Origin of the sequence: Photobacterium andalusiense, from assembly GCF_900185625.1 — a bacterium.
Classification (GTDB): domain Bacteria; phylum Pseudomonadota; class Gammaproteobacteria; order Enterobacterales; family Vibrionaceae; genus Photobacterium; species Photobacterium aquimaris.
This window is the reverse complement of the sequence record NZ_FYAJ01000004.1, coordinates 318,064-339,287: the sequence shown is the minus strand read 5'-3', so window position 1 is coordinate 339,287 and position 21,224 is coordinate 318,064. Positions and strand designations below refer to the sequence as shown.

The window sequence follows — 21,224 nt, the reverse complement described above, 5'->3', positions numbered from 1 at the left end:
CGCATCGTCGAACCGGTTAAGAATTTGGCTTGATTATTGTCAGTGGTATTTTTTTTGTTCACAGCATCTCCAAACAAACATTACCATGCCATTAAAAACGCACATGATAACCAAAAATAAAGGCGCTCAAAGCGCCTCTATTATTAATAAATTCGTTGCTATCTTGATTACAATGGATGCTTAAAGCAAGCGCCAATTTGATTACTAATCGCCGTTAATACATCGCGACGCGTAATCACACCAACTAAACGACCATCATCAACAACAGGATAAATTTTCGGTTTTTGCCCTATCATGGTTTCAGCTAACGCAATGATTGTATCCTCACCAGAAACGGTCAATACATCAGTGCGCATGCACTCACTAACGGTATGGCTATCTTGGCAGTGATAACCGACTTTAAGCAATTTATGGATCATATCTTGTTCAGAGATAAAACCCACCACTTGCTTATGCTCATTAATCACAGGTCCGCCAATTTGTTTTGCCGTAAGTAGCTTATCTAATGCACCAGATAGTGGCATCGTTTCGGTAAATGTAACTGGACGAACATTCATGTAGTCTTTTACTTTTAATGATTCCATACCTTCCCCCACGTACGTTATTCTGTCGTCGTTCAGGTTTAATCCCTTGAAATCTTAATTAAAATAAACCTGTACTGATAATATTAAGTTAAGTCTAAATATTTAATTTTACTAAATATCAACCTTCATTTTTTGACATTTTCATAATAAAAAAACCTAACTCGATGATAATTATTGTTTAATTCATATAAATAAAAACGCTTGCTAAATAGCAAGCGTTTTAATCTAACTCGCGTACTACATTAAAATTAATGCAGTAATAGTGCCATCATTGCTAATGGTAATTTGGCACCTGAAGAAAACTCCAACTGATTAGCAACAATTTTCACCTCAAGCTGATAATTACCGTTTTGTTGAGTGACAATTTTTTGATTCACTAACACAGGTAATTTGGCCGCTAATAATGGCTCTTTAGCAGCTAACGCTTCTGGAATAACAATATTAACATTGCCGCTTAATTGATCAGTCACAGCAGTCAGATTGGTTGATGCATGCTCTAATCCTGGCTTAACTTTTAGTAATACTTGCGCATTCACTGTTCCCTGTGGGGTTTTAACACTTAGCTGTGATAAATCAATACTAGCACCATGAGCAATCAATAAATCTAAAGCTAACATCGCCTGCTTAATTTGCGCCGGATCTTGTGCTGCTTGTGGAGATTGTTCCATCGTCGCTAACTGACTAATCGCTTTATAATTTAGATCTTTAAGTGCTAATTTAAAGGCAATATCTTGATAATGTTGACCATCAAGTGTGGTTAATTTAGCCACTTGAATAGTGTTAGTATTGGTGACTTGTTGAGTCGCTTCAGTTGGCTTTTTCTCACCACTTGGCTGACTCAAACTGTTATCCATGGCTACATTCACCCCATCAATGGCAATAAGGTGCTGCTGATCTGCCGCAGTAAACTTTGCTTTCTCAAGACTAAACGTTTGATGTCCAATCCAAAAGTTACCTTGCATTTGGCCTTGACCTTCACCGTTAATATTATTAACAACCATGCTTTCTTTATCAGCAGTAGTGATGGTTAGTGCAGGTAAACTATAACTAAATTGACTCTTACTATTTTCAGGATCAAATTCACCCGTTACCACAAACTTATCGCTGATAGCACTACCACCTTCTTTATGGATGTAATCCATTGGGTTAACTGTCAGAGTAAAGTGGGTGGTTCCAGTAAAGCCAGAATCGGTCACCACTTGCATTGGCGCAACATTTTTACCCCAAATTTGATTCACTAATGGGGCTGCTTGTTTATCAATCACAAACTCACTGGTAGATTTGACACCGAGAAAGCCATTTTCAATATGGTGTTTTACTAGCCATACTGTTGGTAATCCTTGCTCTGCAAACTCCGCTTTTAATTGATTTTTAAGCTCAATACGAGACACAGCATTTGAGGATAAATACCCACGCTCAAAACTTTTAGTTGTGATCGACATATAAGGGCTATGATAATTTTTTACCGCTCCAGTATAAATACTCTGCCCAATTTGGCCTGTAGCGAGTGGTCCACAAGCAATGATCGCAACAGCACCTGCACCGGCAAGAATTTTTTTCAACATATTGAATCCCAAAAATAAAGTAAGTTGCAATGAACAATCTAAATCATAGCATGAACCACTAAACCACAGCAGCATAACTATAACCATTATTTTAGTGCGGCTATTTTGTCATACAAATGGTTTGCTATTTGCAACAAAGTTGTTATCGTGATCACATAATAACCGTGTATTTTGGTCAGATATTAACGTTTTATACTTAATAATGACTGAATAACAAACAGTGTTTATGGAGTGATATTATGAAAATAGCTGTTTTTAGCACCAAAGGATATGATCAAAAATCATTTGCTCATACAAATAAAAAATTCCATCAACAGCTCACTTATTTTGATTTTCAGCTCAATCATCACACTGCCAAAATGGCTGAAGGTTTTGATGCTATTTGTGCCTTTGTTAATGACGATCTTAGCGAACCTGTACTCAAAATATTAGCCGAGCAAGGGGTGAAAATTATCGCTATGCGTTGTGCTGGTTTTGATCGCGTAGATCTTGATGCAGCAAAAGCACTAAATTTACAGGTTGTTACTGTTCCGGCTTACTCACCTGAATCTATTGCAGAGCACACATTAGGGCTAATGCTTAGCCTTAATCGCCGTATTCATCGCGCTTATCAACGCACACGTGATGCAAACTTCTCTCTAGAAGGATTGACTGGTTATAACTTCCACGGTCGTACCGTCGGTGTTATTGGTACCGGTAAAATAGGTATTGCAACAATTCGTATTTTAAAAGGGCTCGGCATGAATATTCTTGCTTATGACCCTTATCCAAACCCAATTGCGATTGAATTAGGCGTGACGTATTGCACCCTTGATGAAATTTATGCACAAGCAAATGTGATCACGCTACATTGTCCAATGAGCAAAGAAAATTATCATATGCTTAACCGTAAAGCGTTTGCCAAAATGCGTCGAGGAATGATGGTGATAAATACCAGTCGCGGTGGTTTACTTAATTCAAGTGATGCAGTTGAAGCACTTAAAAGCGGTATTATTAGTGCATTAGGGGTCGATGTTTACGAAAACGAAAAAGATTTATTCTTCCAAGATAAATCTAACGACATTATTCAAGATGATGTCTTCCGTCGCTTATCATCATGCCACAACGTATTATTTACAGGTCACCAAGCCTTCTTAACCGAAGAAGCACTGGGTAGCATTGCGCAAACAACATTAGAAAACTTATCAAGCTTTGAAAAAGGTGAGTTATCTGGCAATGAACTTATAAAATAAAACGTTGAATACATATAACGTATGACAACAAAAAAGGCGCGTAATGCGCCTTTTTTAAACGTTGCTATCAGATTAATAATTAACTATTAATTTCACTAAACAGCCAATTTTTAAATGCGTTAATTTTAGGTGAGGTCTGCATATCTTTACGGCAAACCACATAGTAACTGTGCGCAGAATTCACAGTCATATCAAAAGGAGAAACTAAACGGGAATTTGCGAGTTGTTCTGCCACAAAAGATTGTCTTGCCATCGCCACTCCCATACCTGTCGCTGCCGCTTTAATCGCCAAATCAGCCCGATCAAAAGTACAACCATTATCAGGTAATTCAACCTTAAAATGTTGCGCCCAGAATTGCCACTCATCGTTACGCCCAGCCCTCGCCCATGGCGCTGCATCATGTAGCAAAAGGCAATGAATTAAATTGTCAGGCTGATGATAGAGCTGATATTTAACCGCATACTCATGACTACATACAGGAAACATACTTTCTTCAAGTAGTTTATCGACAGCTAAATTAGGGTATTCACCATTGCCAAAATAAATGGCACAGTCATAACTTTCTGTTTGAAAATCAACTAAATCATTCCGCGTTCTTAAATGAATTCGTACATTAGGGTATTTATCAATAAAAGAAGCTAAACGAGGAACTAACCATGTTTGTGCAAAAGTTGGTGGCACTGAAATTGTCAGATCGCCACTTAATTCAGCACTTTTTAAATCACGAATTTCATGAATAATATCACCGAAATTCGATGCTAAGACTTGCTTTAAACGCTGACCTTCATCAGTCAATACTAGCTTTCGATGTTGCCGAATAAATAGCTGCACATCTAATATTTCTTCAAGGTTTTTAATCTTGTGGCTGACAGCACTCTGAGTTAAACATAAGGTTTCAGCAGCACGCGTAAAACTCATATGATCAGCTGCAATCAAGAAACAATGTAATCCTGAAAGAATAGAACCTGACAATTTAGATAATTGCATAATTTAGCCATAGCAACATAATTGTTGCTAGCATAACAAAAAAATTGTTTATTCTCAGCTACATCATCTAAATAGACTTCTATTATCAGTTAGCTATAAATTTAGAGTGTTTGTTGGCGATACTCATCTAATAACTGTTGCTTATGATCTTCGCTCAATAATTGCCAATGACCACCGTGAATAGCACCTGCAAATATCCATAATAATTTATGATCTAACTCTTGGCCGTTGTGTTCACACACGCGACGAAATACATTAACAGCACCAACATTAAAAAAAGTATCAACATCCAACACCCCTGCTTTTTTTACCATTCGCTCAAGGGTTAACCGCATATTTGGTAAATCACGTAAACGACGATTTGATTCAGAAGATTTAAAATGTTTATCTCGACAAGAAAAGGCAATCGACTCTTCTACAAACTGGTTACATAATTCTTGATTGGTTAAAAATAGATTTTTAATTTCATAATAATTAACTGTTGCTGTTTTGCTTTTCTTTATATGTCTAAATTTTTCACAACCCACAGCTGTTAATTTATCATCAAGTGCATCCCCTCCACGAATATACATCGAGGTCGGTGTCACAATAGCAAACATAGCACTGTTAATAAAAACACCTGTACCACCAAACATAGATCTTTTTTCTTGAGGTCCAAATTTCGATAAGTAATTTAAATAATCATCTTTTATTGACGCCATAACTCATGCTCCAGGTATTATCCATAACAACTAAAAACACACCCAATATTTATCATCTTCAGTGTCAATGATTTGACGAGCCATTTTATGCTCATAGCAACAATAGATGATACTGTTAGCATTCGAATATGAGATTGCTCCCATATTTTTAGTCGAAAATTCATGAAACAAATTAACAATTGGCCCTTTTTTATAGTTGCTCTCAATTAAATATATCGTGCTAACCTTATTATTATTTTTTGTAAATGGCTTAAAACGACAAGGATAAACCATGAATACCATCGCATTATTACCACATAGCAAGCATATATTGCCCAAAGGACGACTTAAATTAGTTATCTCAAGAGTATGTGATATTCGAATGGTAACAGAAGCTATGACAAACAAACGTCCATTCGCACTAGGTATGATTGAGCCAAATCAAGCACCAGAGACAATTAGCCATATTCCCGCTATCGCCACAACAGTATCAATCATCGATTTTAATACCCAAGATAATGGTTTATTAGAAATAATCGTGGAAGGTATAGACACAATTTCTGTTTCAATCCTCACAATGGCCTATGACAACCTTCTGACTGCAACCTATGAGCCCTGTGCACAGTGGACACCAATTAACATCAATCATGATAGCCAACCATTAGCAGACAAGCTCAAACACTTATTTGAATCAACTCCAGAAATAACCAATATTTATCAACAAACTAGCTATGATGATGCAACTTGGGTATGCCAACGATGGTTAGAAGTATTACCGATAGACATAAAATATAAGCAATCTTTAATCCATCATCCTACCGCAAATATGACAATTAGTTTTTTATTACAACTATTGCAAAACCATCACTTAATCAATCATTAAAAATAATAACATTATTCAATAACTCAAGCGTTAACTGCGTCAAAAAAACAACAGTTGCCACTTTGTTCATTTGCCAACAATGCGTACACTGATAACACCTCTTACCACTGTAATTATTCAATGCCACATTTATCTTTTTTTTGGCTGGAACCCAATAACCACCACCATATTCGTGCTATTCAGTCGAATCTTTGTCATTCAATAAAAAAAGCAGCACGCTATAACCGATTAACCTTACCATCCATTCCTGATACGCTATTAACCCTAAATCGGTTATGTGAGCACCCTGAAACAACAGTCCATGACGTAGCTAATTTATTACTTGATGATCCGGTATTAACAGCCAATATTATTCGTACCGCAAACTCAACCCTTTTTAATCGGCGTAATATTACCTGTCATGATATTCTCACAGCAGTATCACGCTTAGGTATTTTTCGAATTAGAGATATCATTACAGCTCAAACTATATATTCATTAAAAAATACCACCATTGAAAACATTGAATGTAACCAATTACTTAAAAATAGCGCTTTTCACTCACGTCAATTTGCGGCAACAATGGCACTTATTTGTCAAAGAATGCATAGCCACAGTAATAAGCCATTAAAACTTGAACCAGAAAAAGCATTATTAGCTGGTCTACTCGCTGATATTGGTTTATTTGGACTGATTAACGAATATGCGAATTTTATTAAACAAGGTAATTATTTAGATTTTAATATCGCTAAATATATTTTTCAGGATAACTGTGCATTGGCCAGTAAAATAGTACTGACACAATGGGGGTTTGATAATGACTATATTTCAGTTGCAACCAATCCAATCACCACTAATCATGATAGTGAAATGAGCTATTTAACTATTGCCCGTATGGCACATCACTTCCTATTATTTAAAGCCAACGATGCCGCCATCAATGAGCATGAAGTGGAATTAGATCTCGCAGGTGCGGAAGTAATGTATGAATTAACAAATATGTCACAATTTGAATTTGATGATCAGTTAAAACAAATTATTAATAGCTGCGGTATCTAATACTCTCGCCAGTTTTTGAATGAGATCTCTACGTTCGTCTAATACATTGATTAGACGATTCGTATTGACACATATGTATACACTTTTCGACGCTTTTCCTTCCACTGTTCTCCATTGATATCTATATTCTTTCTACTGCTTTATGTTATATTCGCCACAATTTCGACGCTTAATCTTTAAGCATTTATTACGATGTTGTTACCACAGCATTTTTAAAGATATTAACGATGTCACTTTCAACGCAGTTTTATACATATAGGGATAAGTATGTTATCGGGAATTCTGCTGATTTTTCTACCATTGGTACTGGGATATTTAATCCCAATAAAAAAAACCAATATCCTTGAGTTTATTAATACCCAAACCAGCCGTTTAGTATTAGTGATCTTAGCTTTAATGGGATTAAGTTTGGCAGGACTTGATAATCTTAGTCAGAATTTAGGTCAAATCTTATTATATACCTTCACTTTTTTTATCTCTATTTCGGTATGTAACCTGCTCGCATTACCTTGGCTGGATCGGTTATGGCCAACGCCAACCTCGCATGTACAGCGTAAATTACCACTTATAAAAATGGGGTTGGAATCAGCTAAATTAGTGGTTGTGGTAGCACTTGGGTTAGTCGTCGGCTTACTGCTCAATGTCGATCTATCGTGGGTAGAACAAGCCAGTGAGAACATTTTACTATTGCTACTGTTTTTTATTGGTATTCAACTGCGCAATAGCGGCATGACCCTCAAACAAATCATACTCAATAAGAAAGGGGTTATTATTGCTGCGGTGATCTTAGTAACATCATTATTAGGCGGTGTTATTGCGGCGTTACTGCTCGATATTCCAATTAATAACGGCTTAGCTATGGCATCTGGGTTTGGGTGGTATTCATTGGCTGGCATTCTTATTGGTGATGGCTTAGGCAGTGTTTATGGTGGGGCTGCATTCTTAAATGAATTACTACGTGAAATACTGGCACTGATCATGATCCCATTATTAATTAACCGTTATCCAAACACTGCGATTGGTTATGCTGGCGCGACCGCGATGGACTTTACCTTACCGGTTATTCAAAGCTGTGGCGGGATCCGCTGTGTACCCATAGCAATTGTCAGTGGCTTTATTTTAAGTTTATTAGTACCGGTTTTAATTCTGTTCTTTATCTCTTTATAAACCGACTCTCGGTGTTGATAATAGCCAGACTCGTGCTGGCTTTTTTCTACCACAGGCATCATCAGATCAAAAAAAACCGCAGCACTTCATAATATGAAATAGCTGCGGTTTATATACCTATCACCAAGGTTAAGTACGCATTAAATCAACTTTCAACAACCGTTGTATGGTTGGTACGATCATGCATCGGTGGATTTGAAAAAGCTAAATATTGAGCACCACAATAAAGTGGATATAACCCCAACGTTGCGACACAAAGGTAAATTTTATTAAACTCACGCTTTAAGTAACGTTGCTTCGTCAATGGCTTATCATCTGTCGAAACCACCTGCACACTCAGTAGATAACGTGATAATGACGTGCCTAATAAGCGGTAACAGATCCATTGATAACCCATAAAGACACCAATAAATAACAACATTAAACCAATAAACAACAGCAATAATGCCGGTAAAGCGATGCTATCGTTTAACGAAAGCGTCATTCCTGTACCCTTTGAAATATAAGCAATTACTCCAAGGTAGATGTCGCGACCAACCATCGCGAACATCTGAACAATTGCCATATCAATCATGAAGGTACCGATGCGCCGGTATTTCAATGTAAAGCCCATTCGCGTTCTTACTTACCTAGTTTAGCGTTAATCTGTGCTTTAAAGCCTGCAGCTTGTGCACCGTAGATAGCTTGAATACCTGTATTACCGATTTTCACTAAACCTTTCGCACCTAAATGCTCAGTCCAGAATTGGTTGTCTTTTACTAAATCACCATCTTTAACAGTGATACGTAAACGAGTGATACATGCATCTACATCAACGATATTGTCTTTACCACCAAGAGCTTCAATCATCTCATCAGCTTGAGAGTCATTTGTACCTGCAGCTTTTGATGCGTGGTAATCTTGCTTGCGAACAACAGCAACCGCACTCCCCTTACGACCAGGCGTTTTCACGTCGTACTTCAAAATGAACCAACGGAACAAGAAGAAGTATACCGGACCGTAAATCAGACCTAGTAATGGAATGTAGTACCAATGGTTCTCAGTACCCGTTAGACCAGGCAACATACCAAACAATGAGAAGTCAATGAAACCACCACTGAATGTCATACCGACTTTCACGTTAAGTAAATCCATTAGCATGAATGATAGACCTGCTAGTGGTACGTGAATGAAGTAGTAAAGAGGTGCAGACAGGAACAAGAATGTGAATTCAATTGGTTCAGTGATACCGGTTAAGAACGCTGTTAGTGCAACAGAGAATAATAGACCACCAACAGCTTTCTTATTTTCTTTATCAGCAACAGTGTACATCGCGTAAGCCGCAGCAGGTAGACCAAACATCATGAATGGGAATTTACCGCTCATGAAGTTAGTTGAAGAGAATTGAGAGTAATCACCGTTCGCTAACGAGCCAAAGAAGATGTTTTGAGTACCTTTAAATACATGGCCTGCGATTTCAGCAGTACCACCAATTTCTGTCTGCCATAATGGAAGATAGAATACGTGGTGTAAACCAACAGGAATCAATGCACGCTCGATAATACCGAAAATGAATGATGCAATGTAACCGTGACCTGAAGCAGTCATTTCACCAAGTGTTGCACCGATAGAACCAAATGCAGCACCGATGTATGGCCAAATAAATACTAACGCAATACCGTAGAATAATGCCGAGAATGCACTAATGATAGGTACAAAACGTGCGCCACCGAAGAAGCCTAGGAATTCAGGTAACTTAATGTCATGGTATTTGTTATGCAGAATAACAGTAATACCACCAGCAATAAGACCACCAAATACACCCATACTCAGTGTATTTTGAATACCCAATACATCAGCAAGTACACCAGCGTAGTGGTTGCCCATTAGCACAACAGTGTTGTTGGTAGTATCAACCATACCCGCAACAGTCAGTGTTTTAGCAATAGCAACGTTCATTACTAGGTATGCAATCGTCGCAGCCAGTGCTGCAGCACCTTTCTCTGCACGTGCAAAACCAATAGCAATCGCAAGTGCGAACATTAATGGTAAGTTTGCGAAGACGATACCGCCAGCTGCGGTCATAACCTGTAGGAAACTATTTAAAAGTGTTCCGTCTTGCAAAATACCAATTTGGTACGCATCAATCATACTTTGGTTAGTAAAACTACCACCAAGCCCTAGCATAATACCAGCGGCTGGTAGCAAGGCTATCGGTAGCATTACCGCTTGAGATAACTTACTGAAAAAGGCTTTCATTACCTTCTCTCCTTGAGATGAACTCTAAACTTGTCGATGAAATAAATATCAGACTCTATTGGGTCTTATTTCTAAATCATTTTCCAAAAACAAATAAGCATTTGCTGAACACTTTCGCGGTTAGAGACCAGCTCCAATTACCAACGGTAATTGCGTTAGTGAACATTGTTTGCTCCTGAGTATATTAAATTAAAATAAGACTCAGCATTAGCGACATACCCCCGTAGTCATTTTGCTAATCCTGTTTTATGTCTATTTCGAGCATTAGTATAAAATGCGGCGGATAATATAACTTGATGGCTGTCAAAGTTACAAATAAGTAATTATTTATAGTTTCAATTTATAATGCAGATCACAATGAAACAATTAGGCTTTATTTTAAATAAAAACACATAATCGATTGATAAATAACAAGAAAAAACACACCAACAGGCTAATTAAAACAATTTAAATCCTCTCTAATAAGTAACCTTTGTAACCTATGTAACATCAATAATAAGTAACAATTGTTAATTGATTGTAATATAAGATTGGAATTTAACTTTTTATATAATCATTCCAGCCGTCTCGCTTGTAATTTATAAATTATAAGAGACAACCACGTCCGACTTTATTTTAAACTCAACAAAGTAATCATTAATCTTTTTATAACCACCTCAGCCAATATAGATGGTTATTAATCCCTTGGTCATTGTTGATATATTATTTTTTACACATAAAAAAAATCCCGCAATTTTCATCACGGGATTTTTGAATTAATGAATAAAAATAAACTTATTCTTTATGCTCTGCTTTTTCTTCTGCTGTTCGGTAATCAAACAGAACAATCAGTACCATTGGCACAACAAAAGCAACCGCGATTGATACTGCGTAAATCCACATTGGATGGAACACAGGGATCGTTAGTAGTGACGTAAATGCAAACGCTTGAGTTTTAACACTACCGTACATTGAGCTAAGAACAGCTAGCGTTACACCACCCGCTAGACAGCCAGCAAGTAAGCGTGGGTAAACTTTCTTAAAGCGTAAATGAATACCGTATAGTGATGGCTCTGAAATACCACCAAATAGACCAGCGGCTAACGCACCAGAAGCAGTTTGACGCATTGTTGCATCTTTTTCACGCAGTGAAATTAGCAATACACCTGCTGTTGCACCGAAACAAGCGAAGTTCCACACACCCATAGGGCCTTGAATGAAGTCGTAACCTAACGTTTGAATGTTCATTAACATTAGTGCGTTTAGCGGCCAGTGTAGACCCAATGGAACAAGGAATGGGTACAGTAATGGGATTAAAATCGCAAACACAAACGGCGCGTGCGTATTTAACCAAGCTAAACCAAGACCTAAATAAGTACCAATCCATACACCTAGTGGACCAATCAAGAACGCTGTTAGCGGAATCATGATGATTAAAGAAAGGAATGGTACAAATACCATGTGTAGGTTATCAGGAATAATTTTCTTTAAGAAACGATATACCAGCGCTAATACAGCAACCATGATCAACGGTACGAATACGTTACCAGAGTAATCATTAAGCTGCATTGGTAAACCAAACACGTGAGCAACGTGAGAGACAGTACCTAACGTTGCATCTTTAATTGACGTTGTAGATGCTAGCGACGTTAGCTTTTGGAAATCAGGCGTCATTAACGCACCCATGATCGCCGCACCTAACCAAGGGTCAACCTTAAGTTTTTTCGATGCGTTGTAAGCAACCATGATAGGCAGGAAGTAGAATACAGAATGCCACATTGAATCGACAAAGACCCAACCTGCAGACTTATCACCACGGAAATCAACAATGTGTAACGCATCGAGTACTGCACATAATGCAATAATTAATGATGCACCAAGTAAAATACCTAAAATGGGACGGAACGAATCTGAAAGGTATTCAAAGAAACCATCAACCCAAGCAACTTTACCTCGAACACCACTTGAACGTAGTGAGGCTTTTACATCATCATTTGATGCCGCAGCTTTAGTTTCAGTTTTAGTGTTATCAACACTACCACTTGCTTTGCTCTCTTCAAGTAACAGTTGCAGTGCACTATGCATCGTCGCAACACCGCCACCAACAACAATTTGGTAGCGCTCGCCACTTTGAGGAACACAACCCATTACTTCAGGAATAGCATCTAATGCGGCTTTATCTACAATTGAGTTATCGTTTAATTCAAAACGTAAACGCGTTGCACAGCACGTCAGAAACTTAATGTTACCAGCACCGCCAATCCCTTCGAGGATCTTCGCCGCTGAAGATTGAATATCTTTCGACATGATTTTTACCTTTTATATTCAAACAAATACCAGTGAATGTAATAATCGAGCACTAGTACATACGTAATAAGTTATTAATTTAATTAGCTTAACATGGGATTTATATAACGTGAGCGTCTACTTTAATAAATCTAATTTGAGCTGGTTTTAATAATAAATTGATTAAAACATTCCTCACAGATATATCCCCCGATAGCATATTGCTCGTTTTTGACCGATTTTTCCAGAATATACTTAAATAACATGCAAAATATAGAACATTGATCACATAGAACCAACTACGAGCCGTAAATTACTGATAATAAAAACAAAAAAATGTAATTATAATAAAACTTTTATTACAGAAACGAAACGTAAGTAACACAATGTAACTCAAAAACACGCATTAATAATACAATTTAGACTACAGCCTAATATTTAACCTAGTTAAAACATCAAATGCTATTTTCTTATTAGTGAGAATCGTAAATACAACTATCGACCACGTTTAAAAAACAATCAAACTGCTGGGTTTATATTAGTTTAAATAACCAATATTAATTCGCTAATGGTTATAAATATAAAAAGTCGGTCACTTATCTAATTATAATTTTATAAATAAACACGTAGCCATATCTCATCTAATGTTAGTAATAAAAAAAGAGAAGCCGAAGCTTCTCTTTAATGTCAGACTAAAACTGTGTCTTACTGTTTCGCTAATGAAAACAGAGTAAAGAAGTTTTTAGTTGTTGCTTGCTCAACTTCTTCAACAGAAACACCTTTTAGTAATGCAATGTATTGCGCTACTTCACGAGTATAAGCGGGTTGGTTTTGCTTACCACGGTAAGGGATTGGCGCTAAGAATGGTGAATCAGTTTCAACCAATAACCGATCTAACGGTAATTGACTCACTACGTTCTTCAGATCGCTGGCTGTATTGAAGGTGACAATACCAGAGATTGAAATATAGAAGCCTAGCTCAATCGCCGCTAATGCCATATCCAAGTCTTCAGTAAAGCAGTGCAACACACCACCGCACTTCTCTGCGCCTTCTTCACGTAAAATACGCATCGTGTCTTCACGCGCCATACGAGTATGAATAATTAGTGGCTTATTTAATTCAACTGCCACTCGCACTTGCTCACGGAACAGTTTTTGCTGTAATTCAGCTGTTTCTGGCTGGTAGTGGTAATCAAGCCCTGTCTCACCAATCGCAACCACTTTTTCATGACTAGCGTAGGCTTTAAATTGCTCAGACTCATAACCAGATTCAACATCTAATGGGTGAATACCACATGATGCAAACACGTTATCGTAAGGTGCAATTAATTCCATCATTTTAGGAAAGGCGGCTAATGTAACCCCTACTGACAGAAAATATTCAACGCCACGTTCCTTGGCCTTATTTAATACATCATCAATCCCTGTATGTAATTTGTCATAATCAAGTTTATCAAGATGACAATGTGAATCGACTAACACAGGCTTTCCTCTTAATTTATTCTATTACTTCATTTTATAATACGGGTAATACGCGGTTATCGAAAAAGTTACTGAGCAGTGCTACTGACCAATAAATCCAGTTAACCATTCAACCACTAACAACTCAATATTAAGCCCAGTATGCTTGGCTAATTGACGATGTAAGTTATTAATATTACGTACTTGTTCTAATAATAATGCTGTTGGTATAGTGGTCGCAATCGCTTCTACCGCGGCTAATGACTCTTGATGAACAAGATATTCGGTTGCCCCTTGTTGCCATTTTAAGCTATCAACTAGCAAATAACTCAACAATTGCAGGGTAACAATACCATCAGCACTGCACATCGCCGCCACATCATAAATACCAATATGCGGCGGCTGCACAAACTCAGTAAACGCTTTTACTAAGTTACCATAGCGAATGTCTAACCCACTTTCGATAAAAGCTAAAGTTGCTAATGGCGCACCATTATTAAGTCGCACACTTTCTAATAAAATAGACTGATGCAGCTGACTTTCAACCCAACTTTTGACATTTTTTTCGTCGGGTGGATTTAAACGCCATTTATTACAACGACTGACAATGGTCGGTAATAACCGATCAAGGCTTTGCGCGGTGAGAATAAATTGACACCCCGCAGGTGGCTCTTCAAGAGTTTTTAATATCGCATTTGCCCCAGCTTCACCTAATGCATCCGCTTGTTCAATTAAAATCACTCGTTGACCATTAAGGTGTGAAGTTTCTGTTGCCCAACGATTACATTGTCGAACCGCATCGACACCAATTTGTTTACCATCTTGCTCGGGCTTAATAACATGAAAGTCGGGATGGCTTTCTGCTTCAAACAATTTACAGCTATGGCAAACATCACAAGCTTCACTGTCTGAATTTTGACAGAGTACGGTTTTGGATAATTGTCGGGCTAATACGCCACGCCCACTGCCCTTTGCCGCTAATAACAAAATAGCATGGTGTAAACGTCGTTGCTCAAGCAACTGCTGCCAGTTGTGCCACAAAGTTTGTTGCCATGGATAGATCATTATTATTGTTGCTCCAACCAAGTCTGTAATGCTTGAGTTAAATCGGTAGTGACTTGTTCTAACGTTTGACTCGCATCAATGATAATCACATTGGGCTGATTGGTGCATAACGCTAAAAATCGCTCACGGGCACGCTCAAAAAAAGCAATATCCATTTGTTCGATACGATCTAACTCACCACGCCCACGAGCACGTTGTAAGCCTAGGACTGGATCAATATCCATATAGATAGTTAAATCCGGACGAAAATCACCTAAAACCGTATCACGTAGATTTTCCATCAATGCGCGATCAAAACCACGACCGCCACCTTGGTAAGCCTGTGATGACATGTCATGACGATCACCGACCACCCAGCGTCCTTGGGCAAGTGCTGGCTTAATGACGTTATCAACCAATTGAATGCGCGCAGCATACAGCAGTAACAATTCTGCCATATCCGTTAGCGGCTCATCAGGATGGCCTTGCTTAACCAAAGCACGCATTTGTTCAGCTAGTGGCGTACCACCTGGTTCACGGGTTGATTGTGGGTTTTCAATACCATGCTTTGCTAATGTTGTAATAACTTGGGCAATAGCTGTACTTTTACCTGCCCCTTCAAGGCCTTCAATAACAATAAATTTACCGATCATTTCTGTGTTCTTAATATTTTAAGGTAAGCACGAACCGCACGATTGTGCTCGACTAACGTAGTTGAAAATTTGTGGCCGCCTTTGCCATCGGCGACAAAATAATAATAATCACTGTTATCAGGATCAACCGCTGCCATGATAGAGGCTTTATTTGGCATCGCTATCGGCGTTGGCGGTAAACCGCGCATAGTATAAGTGTTATAAGCTGTTGGCGTACGCAGATCTTTTTTAGTGATATTGCCATCATACTTATCACCCATTCCATAGATAACCGTAGGATCTGTTTGTAATGGCATGTTTGCACGTAAACGATTCATAAACACCGATGCCACTAAACCACGCTCACTTGCCACTGCGGTTTCTTTTTCAATGATCGATGCCATGATCAATGCTTGATAAGGGGTCTTTAGTGGTAGATCTTTTTGACGCTGCTGCCAAGCAAGATCTAACTCTTTCATCATTGCTGCATGCGCACGTTTTAAAATACTAATATCGCTGGTACCTGCGGTAAAATGATAAGTATTAGGCAGGAAATAGCCTTCAATTTTATCATTATCAATCCCAACCGCTTGGCTAATTTGCTGCTGAGTCATGTCATCAGTAGTATGAGTTAAATGCGGATCAGCTTGTAGCAACTGACGCCATTCGCTAAAACGTTCGCCATCAACCAAGGTAATCGCATATTGATATTCTTTGCCTTCGGTGATCATGGTTAACACCGCATGCAATGTTTGTTGCGGCTCTATCGCATAAGTACCCGCTTTAATATCGGTTAAACTCGGCTCTAAATAGCCAACCCATCGCAACAATGGCGATTCTGTAATGATTTTTGCATCACTTAGCTGGGTTAATAAGCCACGAAAAGACGTACCCGATTTCACGGTAATAAACGTTTGTTGTTCGATCTGCACCGGTTTATCAATCGCTGATTGGAGTTGAAAAAAGCCCCAACCTGCCGCACTTGCCGTTAACAAGCCCAGAATGAAAACCACAAGCATCAACTTCTTTAGCACGAATGTAACCTCTTCCATAGTGTTTTAAACATTGTACGTTGACAATATTGTGTTGTTTGTATTTGATTAACAGGGACTAATGCCATCAGTGAGTTGGTTATAAATACCTCATCGGCGGCCAACACAGCATCAACACCGAAATCCCCCACTTGATAGTCATAATTGAGCTCATCAAGCATATTCAGCACTTGCTGGCGCATCACTCCTGCAACACCTGTCCGCTGTAGGGCTGGAGTATATACAGTATTACCATGACGCCAAAACAGATTTGCGACAGTGGTTTCAATTACGCGATCATCTCCATCAAGTACAATCGCATCGACCCAACCTGCAGTTTCAACTTCTTGCTTCAATAATACTTGTTCTAAGCGATTAAGATGTTTCATACCGGCAAGCATGGGGCTATTTCCCATTCGTTGCTGGCACACACCTAATGTAATCCCTTGTTGTTGCCATTGCTGATAATGCAATGGCCATTCAAAATCAGTGATAACCACTTGGGTATCGTGACAACCAAGCGGGTTATAGCCTCGACCACCACTACCGCGACTGATGAGTATTTTAATACCGCCTTTATCAGGGTATTTCAAGGCTAATGCCGCAATTTGGCTATATATCTGCTGCCAATTTGGTGCCGCAATTGCTAGTCGTTGTAAACTCAATTCTAAGCGAGCTAAATGCAATGACCACAACTGAACGCATTGCTGCTCAACCAATATCGTTGTAAAACAACCATCGCCGTATTGAGTTGCTCTATCTGTGATAGCAAGTGTTTGTTGCTCACAACCATTGACTAACGCCATCGAAGATCCTTTTTCACAGCTAAAAAAATAGCCTGATATCGAAATATCAGGCCATCTAATCATATCAGGTTATGACGATTATTGCTCAATAGGCAACAATCAAATTAGATCTTCTTAAACAATAACGAACCGTTAGTGCCGCCAAAACCGAATGAATTACATAATGCATATTCTAGGTTCGCTTGACGTGCTTCACCTGGAACATAATCAAGATCACAACCTTCACCTGGGTTATCCAAGTTAATTGTTGGTGGTACAACTTGATCAACCAAGCTTAGAATCGTAATGATTGATTCAACTGAACCAGCAGCACCTAATAAGTGACCTGTCATTGACTTAGTAGACGAAACCATTACGTTATCAACCGCACTACCCATCGCGCGCTTGATGCCTAATGTTTCAGCTACATCACCCGCAGGTGTTGATGTACCGTGTGCATTAATATAACCAATTTGGTCTGCGTTAATGCCAGCATCACGAATACATGCTTCCATTGCCAATGCGCCACCTGAGCCATCAGCACTTGGCGAGGTCATGTGGTAAGCATCGCCACTCATACCAAAACCAACTAGCTCTGCGTAGATTTTCGCACCACGTGCTTTCGCGTGCTCATACTCTTCTAGTACGATCACACCTGCGCCATCACCTAACACGAAACCATCGCGATCTTTGTCCCATGGACGAGAAGCCGCTTGAGGATCATCGTTGCGTGTCGATAACGCTTTAGCAGCAGCAAAACCACCCATGCCTAGTTCTGTTGATGCTTTTTCTGCACCACCCGCTAGCATAGCGTCAGCATCGCCGTATGCAATCATACGTGCAGCATGGCCAATGTTATGAAGACCTGTCGTACACGCTGTAGAAATAGCGATATTTGGACCACGTAGGCCGTACATGATAGACATGTGGCCAGCGATCATATTAACAATTGTTGATGGAACAAAGAACGGACTAATTTTACGTGGTCCTTTGTCAATCAATGTTTGATGACCAGCTTCAATTAAACCTAGGCCACCAATACCAGAACCGATAGCAACACCAATACGTGGTGCATTTTCTTCTGTAACTTCAATACCAGAATCTTTGAACGCTTGTACGCCAGCTGCAACGCCATATTGGATAAATAAATCCATTTTGCGTGCATCTTTCTTAGACATGTAATCTTCACAATTGAAGTCTTTGATCATTCCGGCAAATTGAGTAGCAAATGCGCTTGCATCAAAATGTTGGATGGTACTGATACCACTAGTGCCAGACTGTAAAGCTTTCCAAGAAGATTCAACAGAATTACCAACCGGGGTAAGCATACCCATGCCAGTTACAACTACACGACGCTTAGACACGATTAATTTCTCCGGGAATTGAGGATAAAACGGGAACTGAAAAAAAACAGGCGGTCATAATGACCGCCTGGAGATATTCATTTTTTATATTACTGTGCGCTGTTTACGTAGTCGATTGCAGCTTGAACAGTAGTAATTTTTTCAGCTTCTTCGTCAGGGATTTCTGTATCGAATTCTTCTTCAAGAGCCATTACTAGTTCAACTGTATCTAGTGAATCAGCACCTAGATCGTCAACGAAAGATGCTTCGTTCTTAACTTCTGCTTCGTCTACGCCTAGTTGCTCAACGATGATTTTTTTTACGCGTTCTTCGATGTTGCTCATACTAATATATTTCCTTTAACAAGAATTCGCTAATGCGATTTGTTGTAGTTTATTCATTACAGCAAAAGTTGCAACACTCATAATGCTGGTCAAACCACGATTTAACCAGAAAAATAGTTCAATTTGACTTGAATCATGAAGTATTGCAAAGAATTTGCTTAAATCATATACATGCCGCCGTTAACGTGCAATGTTTCGCCTGTTATATAAGCAGCGTCATCAGAGGCTAAAAAAGCAACAGCCGCTGCAATTTCACGCGGATCGCCTAAACGACCAGCAGGAACATTTGCTAACGTTGCTGCGCGTTGATCATCATTTAACGCTTTTGTCATATCAGTTTCAATGAAACCTGGCGCAACAGCGTTAACAGTGATGCCACGAGAAGCAACTTCACGTGCCATTGATTTGGTAAAACCTAATAGACCAGCTTTTGCTGCTGCGTAATTGGTTTGACCCGCATTACCCATCGTACCAACCACAGAACCAATGCTAATGATGCGACCATTACGCTTTTTCATCATAGCACGCAGTACCGCTTTAGATAGACGGAAAACAGACGTTAGGTTGGTATCCATGATATCTTGCCATTCGTCATCTTTCATACGCATTAGTAGATTATCACGAGTAATACCGGCGTTATTTACTAGAATATCAATATCGCCATATTGTTCTTTAATTTGCTTTAATGTTGTCTCAATTGACTCTGGTGAAGTTACGTTTAACGCAAAACCTTTACCGTGATCGCCAAGATACGCACTAATAGCATCAGCACCGCTTTCTGATGTTGCAGTACCAATAACTGTTGCACCGCGCTCAACTAAAATGTCGGCAATAGCACGACCAATACCGCGGCTCGCACCTGTAACTAGTGCAATTTTACCTTCCAGGCTCATTGTAAATCCTCTTTAAAGCTTAATTACTTCGCCAATGCTGCAGTTAATGATGCAGCATCATTTACTGCTGCGCCGCCAAGTGCACGATCAATACGTTTAGTTAGACCCGTTAATACTTTACCCGGTCCCATTTCTAGCAACTCTTCAATGCCTTCAGATGCCATACGTTCTACAGACTCAGTCCAACGTACTGGGCTATATAGCTGTTTAACCAATGCCAATTTAATTGCAACAGGATCAGTTTCAGTCGCTACATCAGCATTATTAATCACAGGGATTGTCGGCGCATTAAATGCTAAACCTTCTAATGCAATCGCTAGTTTGTCTGCCGCTGGCTTCATTAATGCACAATGTGAAGGTACTGATACTGGCAATGGTAATGCACGCTTAGCACCAGCTTCTTTACATAATACGTTAGCACGTTCTACCGCTTCTTTGTTACCCGCAATCACAACTTGACCTGGCGAGTTAAAGTTAACCGGTGAACATACTTGATCTTCAGCCGCTTGTGCACATGCTGCTGCAATCGCATCGTTATCAAGACCAATAATTGCAGACATAGCGCCTACACCAGCAGGCACGGCTTCTTGCATTAGCTTACCGCGTAATTCAACTAACTTAACCGCAGCTTGGAAATCAATCACACCTGCACATACTAGCGCAGAGTACTCGCCTAAGCTGTGTCCAGCTAAAACAGCAGGCTGTTCACCGCCCTGTTGTTGCCATACACGCCAAATTGCCACAGATGCTGTTAATAATGCCGGCTGTGTGCGTTGAGTTTGGTTTAAATCTTCAGCTGGACCATTTTGTACTAATGCCCATAGGTCGTAACCTAACGCATCAGAGGCTTCAGCAAACGTCTGCTTAACCACATCAAATTGCTCTGCTAAATCAGCAAGCATGCCAACAGTTTGAGAACCCTGTCCAGGGAAAACAATCGCGAACTTAGACATTTGAGAATCCTTATTCTTTATATACTGATCGTTCAGTAAAATTAATAGCTAATAAGACAGCGTTTACTATATTCAACCTTCTGCCTTATCGCAAAATT

General features: G+C 39.1%; 20 protein-coding genes. 4 read left to right on the top strand and 16 right to left on the bottom strand.

Annotated features, from left to right (window positions below):
* Window positions 1-167 precede the first annotated feature (167 nt).
* Window positions 168-584: a CBS domain-containing protein gene (locus PAND9192_RS12420; RefSeq protein ID WP_087854065.1), complete on the bottom strand. Its 417-nt coding sequence runs from the start codon at window positions 582-584 to the stop codon at window positions 168-170.
* A gap of 248 nt (window positions 585-832) precedes the next feature.
* Window positions 833-2,149 (bottom strand): DUF945 family protein, encoded by a 1,317-nt coding sequence (locus PAND9192_RS12415; protein WP_087854129.1) that lies wholly within the window; start codon window positions 2,147-2,149, stop codon window positions 833-835.
* Between the two features lie 239 nt (window positions 2,150-2,388).
* On the opposite strand from PAND9192_RS12415, the gene PAND9192_RS12410 reads away from it, so the two are divergent.
* Complete coding sequence (locus tag PAND9192_RS12410; RefSeq protein WP_087854064.1) at window positions 2,389-3,381, top strand: 2-hydroxyacid dehydrogenase; 993 nt, start codon at window positions 2,389-2,391, stop codon at window positions 3,379-3,381.
* 79 nt (window positions 3,382-3,460) lie between these two features.
* On the opposite strand, the gene dsdC is transcribed toward PAND9192_RS12410, so the two are convergent.
* Both dsdC and PAND9192_RS12400 read right to left on the bottom strand, forming a co-directional pair.
* Window positions 3,461-4,369: a DNA-binding transcriptional regulator DsdC gene (dsdC, locus tag PAND9192_RS12405; protein ID WP_087854063.1), complete on the bottom strand. Its 909-nt coding sequence runs from the start codon at window positions 4,367-4,369 to the stop codon at window positions 3,461-3,463.
* Window positions 4,370-4,470: 101 nt separating this feature from the next.
* Window positions 4,471-5,070, bottom strand: a complete 600-nt coding sequence (locus PAND9192_RS12400; RefSeq protein ID WP_087854062.1) for a TfoX/Sxy family DNA transformation protein — start codon at window positions 5,068-5,070, stop codon at window positions 4,471-4,473.
* A 271-nt stretch (window positions 5,071-5,341) separates the two neighbouring features.
* Between PAND9192_RS12400 and PAND9192_RS12390 the strand changes: the two genes are divergently transcribed.
* From PAND9192_RS12390 to PAND9192_RS12380, 3 genes are all read left to right on the top strand, one after another.
* Window positions 5,342-5,932, top strand: coding sequence for an LON peptidase substrate-binding domain-containing protein (locus PAND9192_RS12390; protein WP_087854060.1), 591 nt, complete (start codon window positions 5,342-5,344; stop codon window positions 5,930-5,932).
* Window positions 5,933-6,052: 120 nt separating this feature from the next.
* Window positions 6,053-6,970 (top strand): HDOD domain-containing protein, encoded by a 918-nt coding sequence (locus PAND9192_RS12385; protein ID WP_087854059.1) that lies wholly within the window; start codon window positions 6,053-6,055, stop codon window positions 6,968-6,970.
* Between the two features lie 267 nt (window positions 6,971-7,237).
* On the top strand, window positions 7,238-8,137 hold the full coding sequence (locus tag PAND9192_RS12380; RefSeq protein ID WP_087854058.1) for a LysO family transporter: 900 nt from the start codon (window positions 7,238-7,240) through the stop codon (window positions 8,135-8,137).
* Window positions 8,138-8,282: 145 nt separating this feature from the next.
* Here PAND9192_RS12380 and PAND9192_RS12375 read toward each other — a convergent pair whose 3' ends face one another.
* The 12 genes from PAND9192_RS12375 to fabD all read right to left on the bottom strand — a co-directional run bounded on the left by PAND9192_RS12375 (window position 8,283) and on the right by fabD (window position 21,126).
* Complete coding sequence (locus PAND9192_RS12375) at window positions 8,283-8,750, bottom strand: RDD family protein (RefSeq protein ID WP_087854057.1); 468 nt, start codon at window positions 8,748-8,750, stop codon at window positions 8,283-8,285.
* A gap of 8 nt (window positions 8,751-8,758) precedes the next feature.
* Window positions 8,759-10,375, bottom strand: a complete 1,617-nt coding sequence (locus PAND9192_RS12370) for a PTS transporter subunit EIIC (RefSeq protein WP_087854056.1) — start codon at window positions 10,373-10,375, stop codon at window positions 8,759-8,761.
* Between the two features lie 774 nt (window positions 10,376-11,149).
* Window positions 11,150-12,661 carry a PTS transporter subunit EIIC gene (locus PAND9192_RS12365; RefSeq protein ID WP_087854055.1) on the bottom strand — a complete coding sequence of 504 codons (1,512 nt, stop codon included), beginning with the start codon at window positions 12,659-12,661 and terminating at the stop codon, window positions 11,150-11,152.
* Between the two features lie 684 nt (window positions 12,662-13,345).
* Complete coding sequence (locus tag PAND9192_RS12360; RefSeq protein ID WP_087854054.1) at window positions 13,346-14,122, bottom strand: TatD family hydrolase; 777 nt, start codon at window positions 14,120-14,122, stop codon at window positions 13,346-13,348.
* Between the two features lie 81 nt (window positions 14,123-14,203).
* Window positions 14,204-15,166 (bottom strand): DNA polymerase III subunit delta', encoded by a 963-nt coding sequence (gene holB, locus PAND9192_RS12355; protein WP_087854053.1) that lies wholly within the window; start codon window positions 15,164-15,166, stop codon window positions 14,204-14,206.
* Between the two features lie 2 nt (window positions 15,167-15,168).
* A complete protein-coding gene (gene tmk / locus PAND9192_RS12350; protein ID WP_087854052.1) occupies window positions 15,169-15,798 on the bottom strand; it encodes a dTMP kinase in 630 nt (209 codons plus the stop codon).
* Window positions 15,795-16,811, bottom strand: coding sequence for an endolytic transglycosylase MltG (mltG, locus tag PAND9192_RS12345; RefSeq protein WP_087854128.1), 1,017 nt, complete (start codon window positions 16,809-16,811; stop codon window positions 15,795-15,797). Before mltG ends, tmk begins: the two co-directional genes overlap by 4 nt.
* Window positions 16,805-17,614, bottom strand: coding sequence for an aminodeoxychorismate lyase (gene pabC / locus PAND9192_RS12340; RefSeq protein ID WP_087854051.1), 810 nt, complete (start codon window positions 17,612-17,614; stop codon window positions 16,805-16,807). Before pabC ends, mltG begins: the two co-directional genes overlap by 7 nt.
* A gap of 104 nt (window positions 17,615-17,718) precedes the next feature.
* A complete protein-coding gene (gene fabF / locus PAND9192_RS12335; RefSeq protein WP_087820826.1) occupies window positions 17,719-18,957 on the bottom strand; it encodes a beta-ketoacyl-ACP synthase II in 1,239 nt (412 codons plus the stop codon).
* Between the two features lie 89 nt (window positions 18,958-19,046).
* The gene (gene acpP, locus PAND9192_RS12330) at window positions 19,047-19,280 is read right to left on the bottom strand and encodes an acyl carrier protein (RefSeq protein ID WP_004406112.1); all 234 of its coding nucleotides are present in this window, start codon (window positions 19,278-19,280) and stop codon (window positions 19,047-19,049) included.
* A 158-nt stretch (window positions 19,281-19,438) separates the two neighbouring features.
* Window positions 19,439-20,173 carry a 3-oxoacyl-ACP reductase FabG gene (gene fabG / locus PAND9192_RS12325; RefSeq protein ID WP_060998236.1) on the bottom strand — a complete coding sequence of 245 codons (735 nt, stop codon included), beginning with the start codon at window positions 20,171-20,173 and terminating at the stop codon, window positions 19,439-19,441.
* A gap of 23 nt (window positions 20,174-20,196) precedes the next feature.
* Window positions 20,197-21,126 (bottom strand): ACP S-malonyltransferase, encoded by a 930-nt coding sequence (gene fabD, locus PAND9192_RS12320; protein WP_087854050.1) that lies wholly within the window; start codon window positions 21,124-21,126, stop codon window positions 20,197-20,199.
* Window positions 21,127-21,224: the final 98 nt, after the last annotated feature.

Excerpts from the sequence above, each read along its gene's own strand:
- PAND9192_RS12420 (WP_087854065.1), bottom strand. The coding sequence starts at position 584 with ATGGAATCATTAAAAGTAAAAGACTACATGAATGTTCGTCCAGTTACA.
- PAND9192_RS12415 (WP_087854129.1), bottom strand. The coding sequence starts at position 2,149 with ATGTTGAAAAAAATTCTTGCCGGTGCAGGTGCTGTTGCGATCATTGCT.
- PAND9192_RS12410 (WP_087854064.1), top strand. The coding sequence starts at position 2,389 with ATGAAAATAGCTGTTTTTAGCACCAAAGGATATGATCAAAAATCATTT.
- dsdC (WP_087854063.1), bottom strand. The coding sequence starts at position 4,369 with ATGCAATTATCTAAATTGTCAGGTTCTATTCTTTCAGGATTACATTGT.
- PAND9192_RS12400 (WP_087854062.1), bottom strand. The coding sequence starts at position 5,070 with ATGGCGTCAATAAAAGATGATTATTTAAATTACTTATCGAAATTTGGA.
- PAND9192_RS12390 (WP_087854060.1), top strand. The coding sequence starts at position 5,342 with ATGAATACCATCGCATTATTACCACATAGCAAGCATATATTGCCCAAA.
- PAND9192_RS12385 (WP_087854059.1), top strand. The coding sequence starts at position 6,053 with ATGCCACATTTATCTTTTTTTTGGCTGGAACCCAATAACCACCACCAT.
- PAND9192_RS12380 (WP_087854058.1), top strand. The coding sequence starts at position 7,238 with ATGTTATCGGGAATTCTGCTGATTTTTCTACCATTGGTACTGGGATAT.
- PAND9192_RS12375 (WP_087854057.1), bottom strand. The coding sequence starts at position 8,750 with ATGGGCTTTACATTGAAATACCGGCGCATCGGTACCTTCATGATTGAT.
- PAND9192_RS12370 (WP_087854056.1), bottom strand. The coding sequence starts at position 10,375 with ATGAAAGCCTTTTTCAGTAAGTTATCTCAAGCGGTAATGCTACCGATA.
- PAND9192_RS12365 (WP_087854055.1), bottom strand. The coding sequence starts at position 12,661 with ATGTCGAAAGATATTCAATCTTCAGCGGCGAAGATCCTCGAAGGGATT.
- holB (WP_087854053.1), bottom strand. The coding sequence starts at position 15,166 with ATGATCTATCCATGGCAACAAACTTTGTGGCACAACTGGCAGCAGTTG.
- tmk (WP_087854052.1), bottom strand. The coding sequence starts at position 15,798 with ATGATCGGTAAATTTATTGTTATTGAAGGCCTTGAAGGGGCAGGTAAA.
- pabC (WP_087854051.1), bottom strand. The coding sequence starts at position 17,614 with ATGGCGTTAGTCAATGGTTGTGAGCAACAAACACTTGCTATCACAGAT.
- acpP (WP_004406112.1), bottom strand. The coding sequence starts at position 19,280 with ATGAGCAACATCGAAGAACGCGTAAAAAAAATCATCGTTGAGCAACTA.
- fabG (WP_060998236.1), bottom strand. The coding sequence starts at position 20,173 with ATGAGCCTGGAAGGTAAAATTGCACTAGTTACAGGTGCGAGCCGCGGT.
- fabD (WP_087854050.1), bottom strand. The coding sequence starts at position 21,126 with ATGTCTAAGTTCGCGATTGTTTTCCCTGGACAGGGTTCTCAAACTGTT.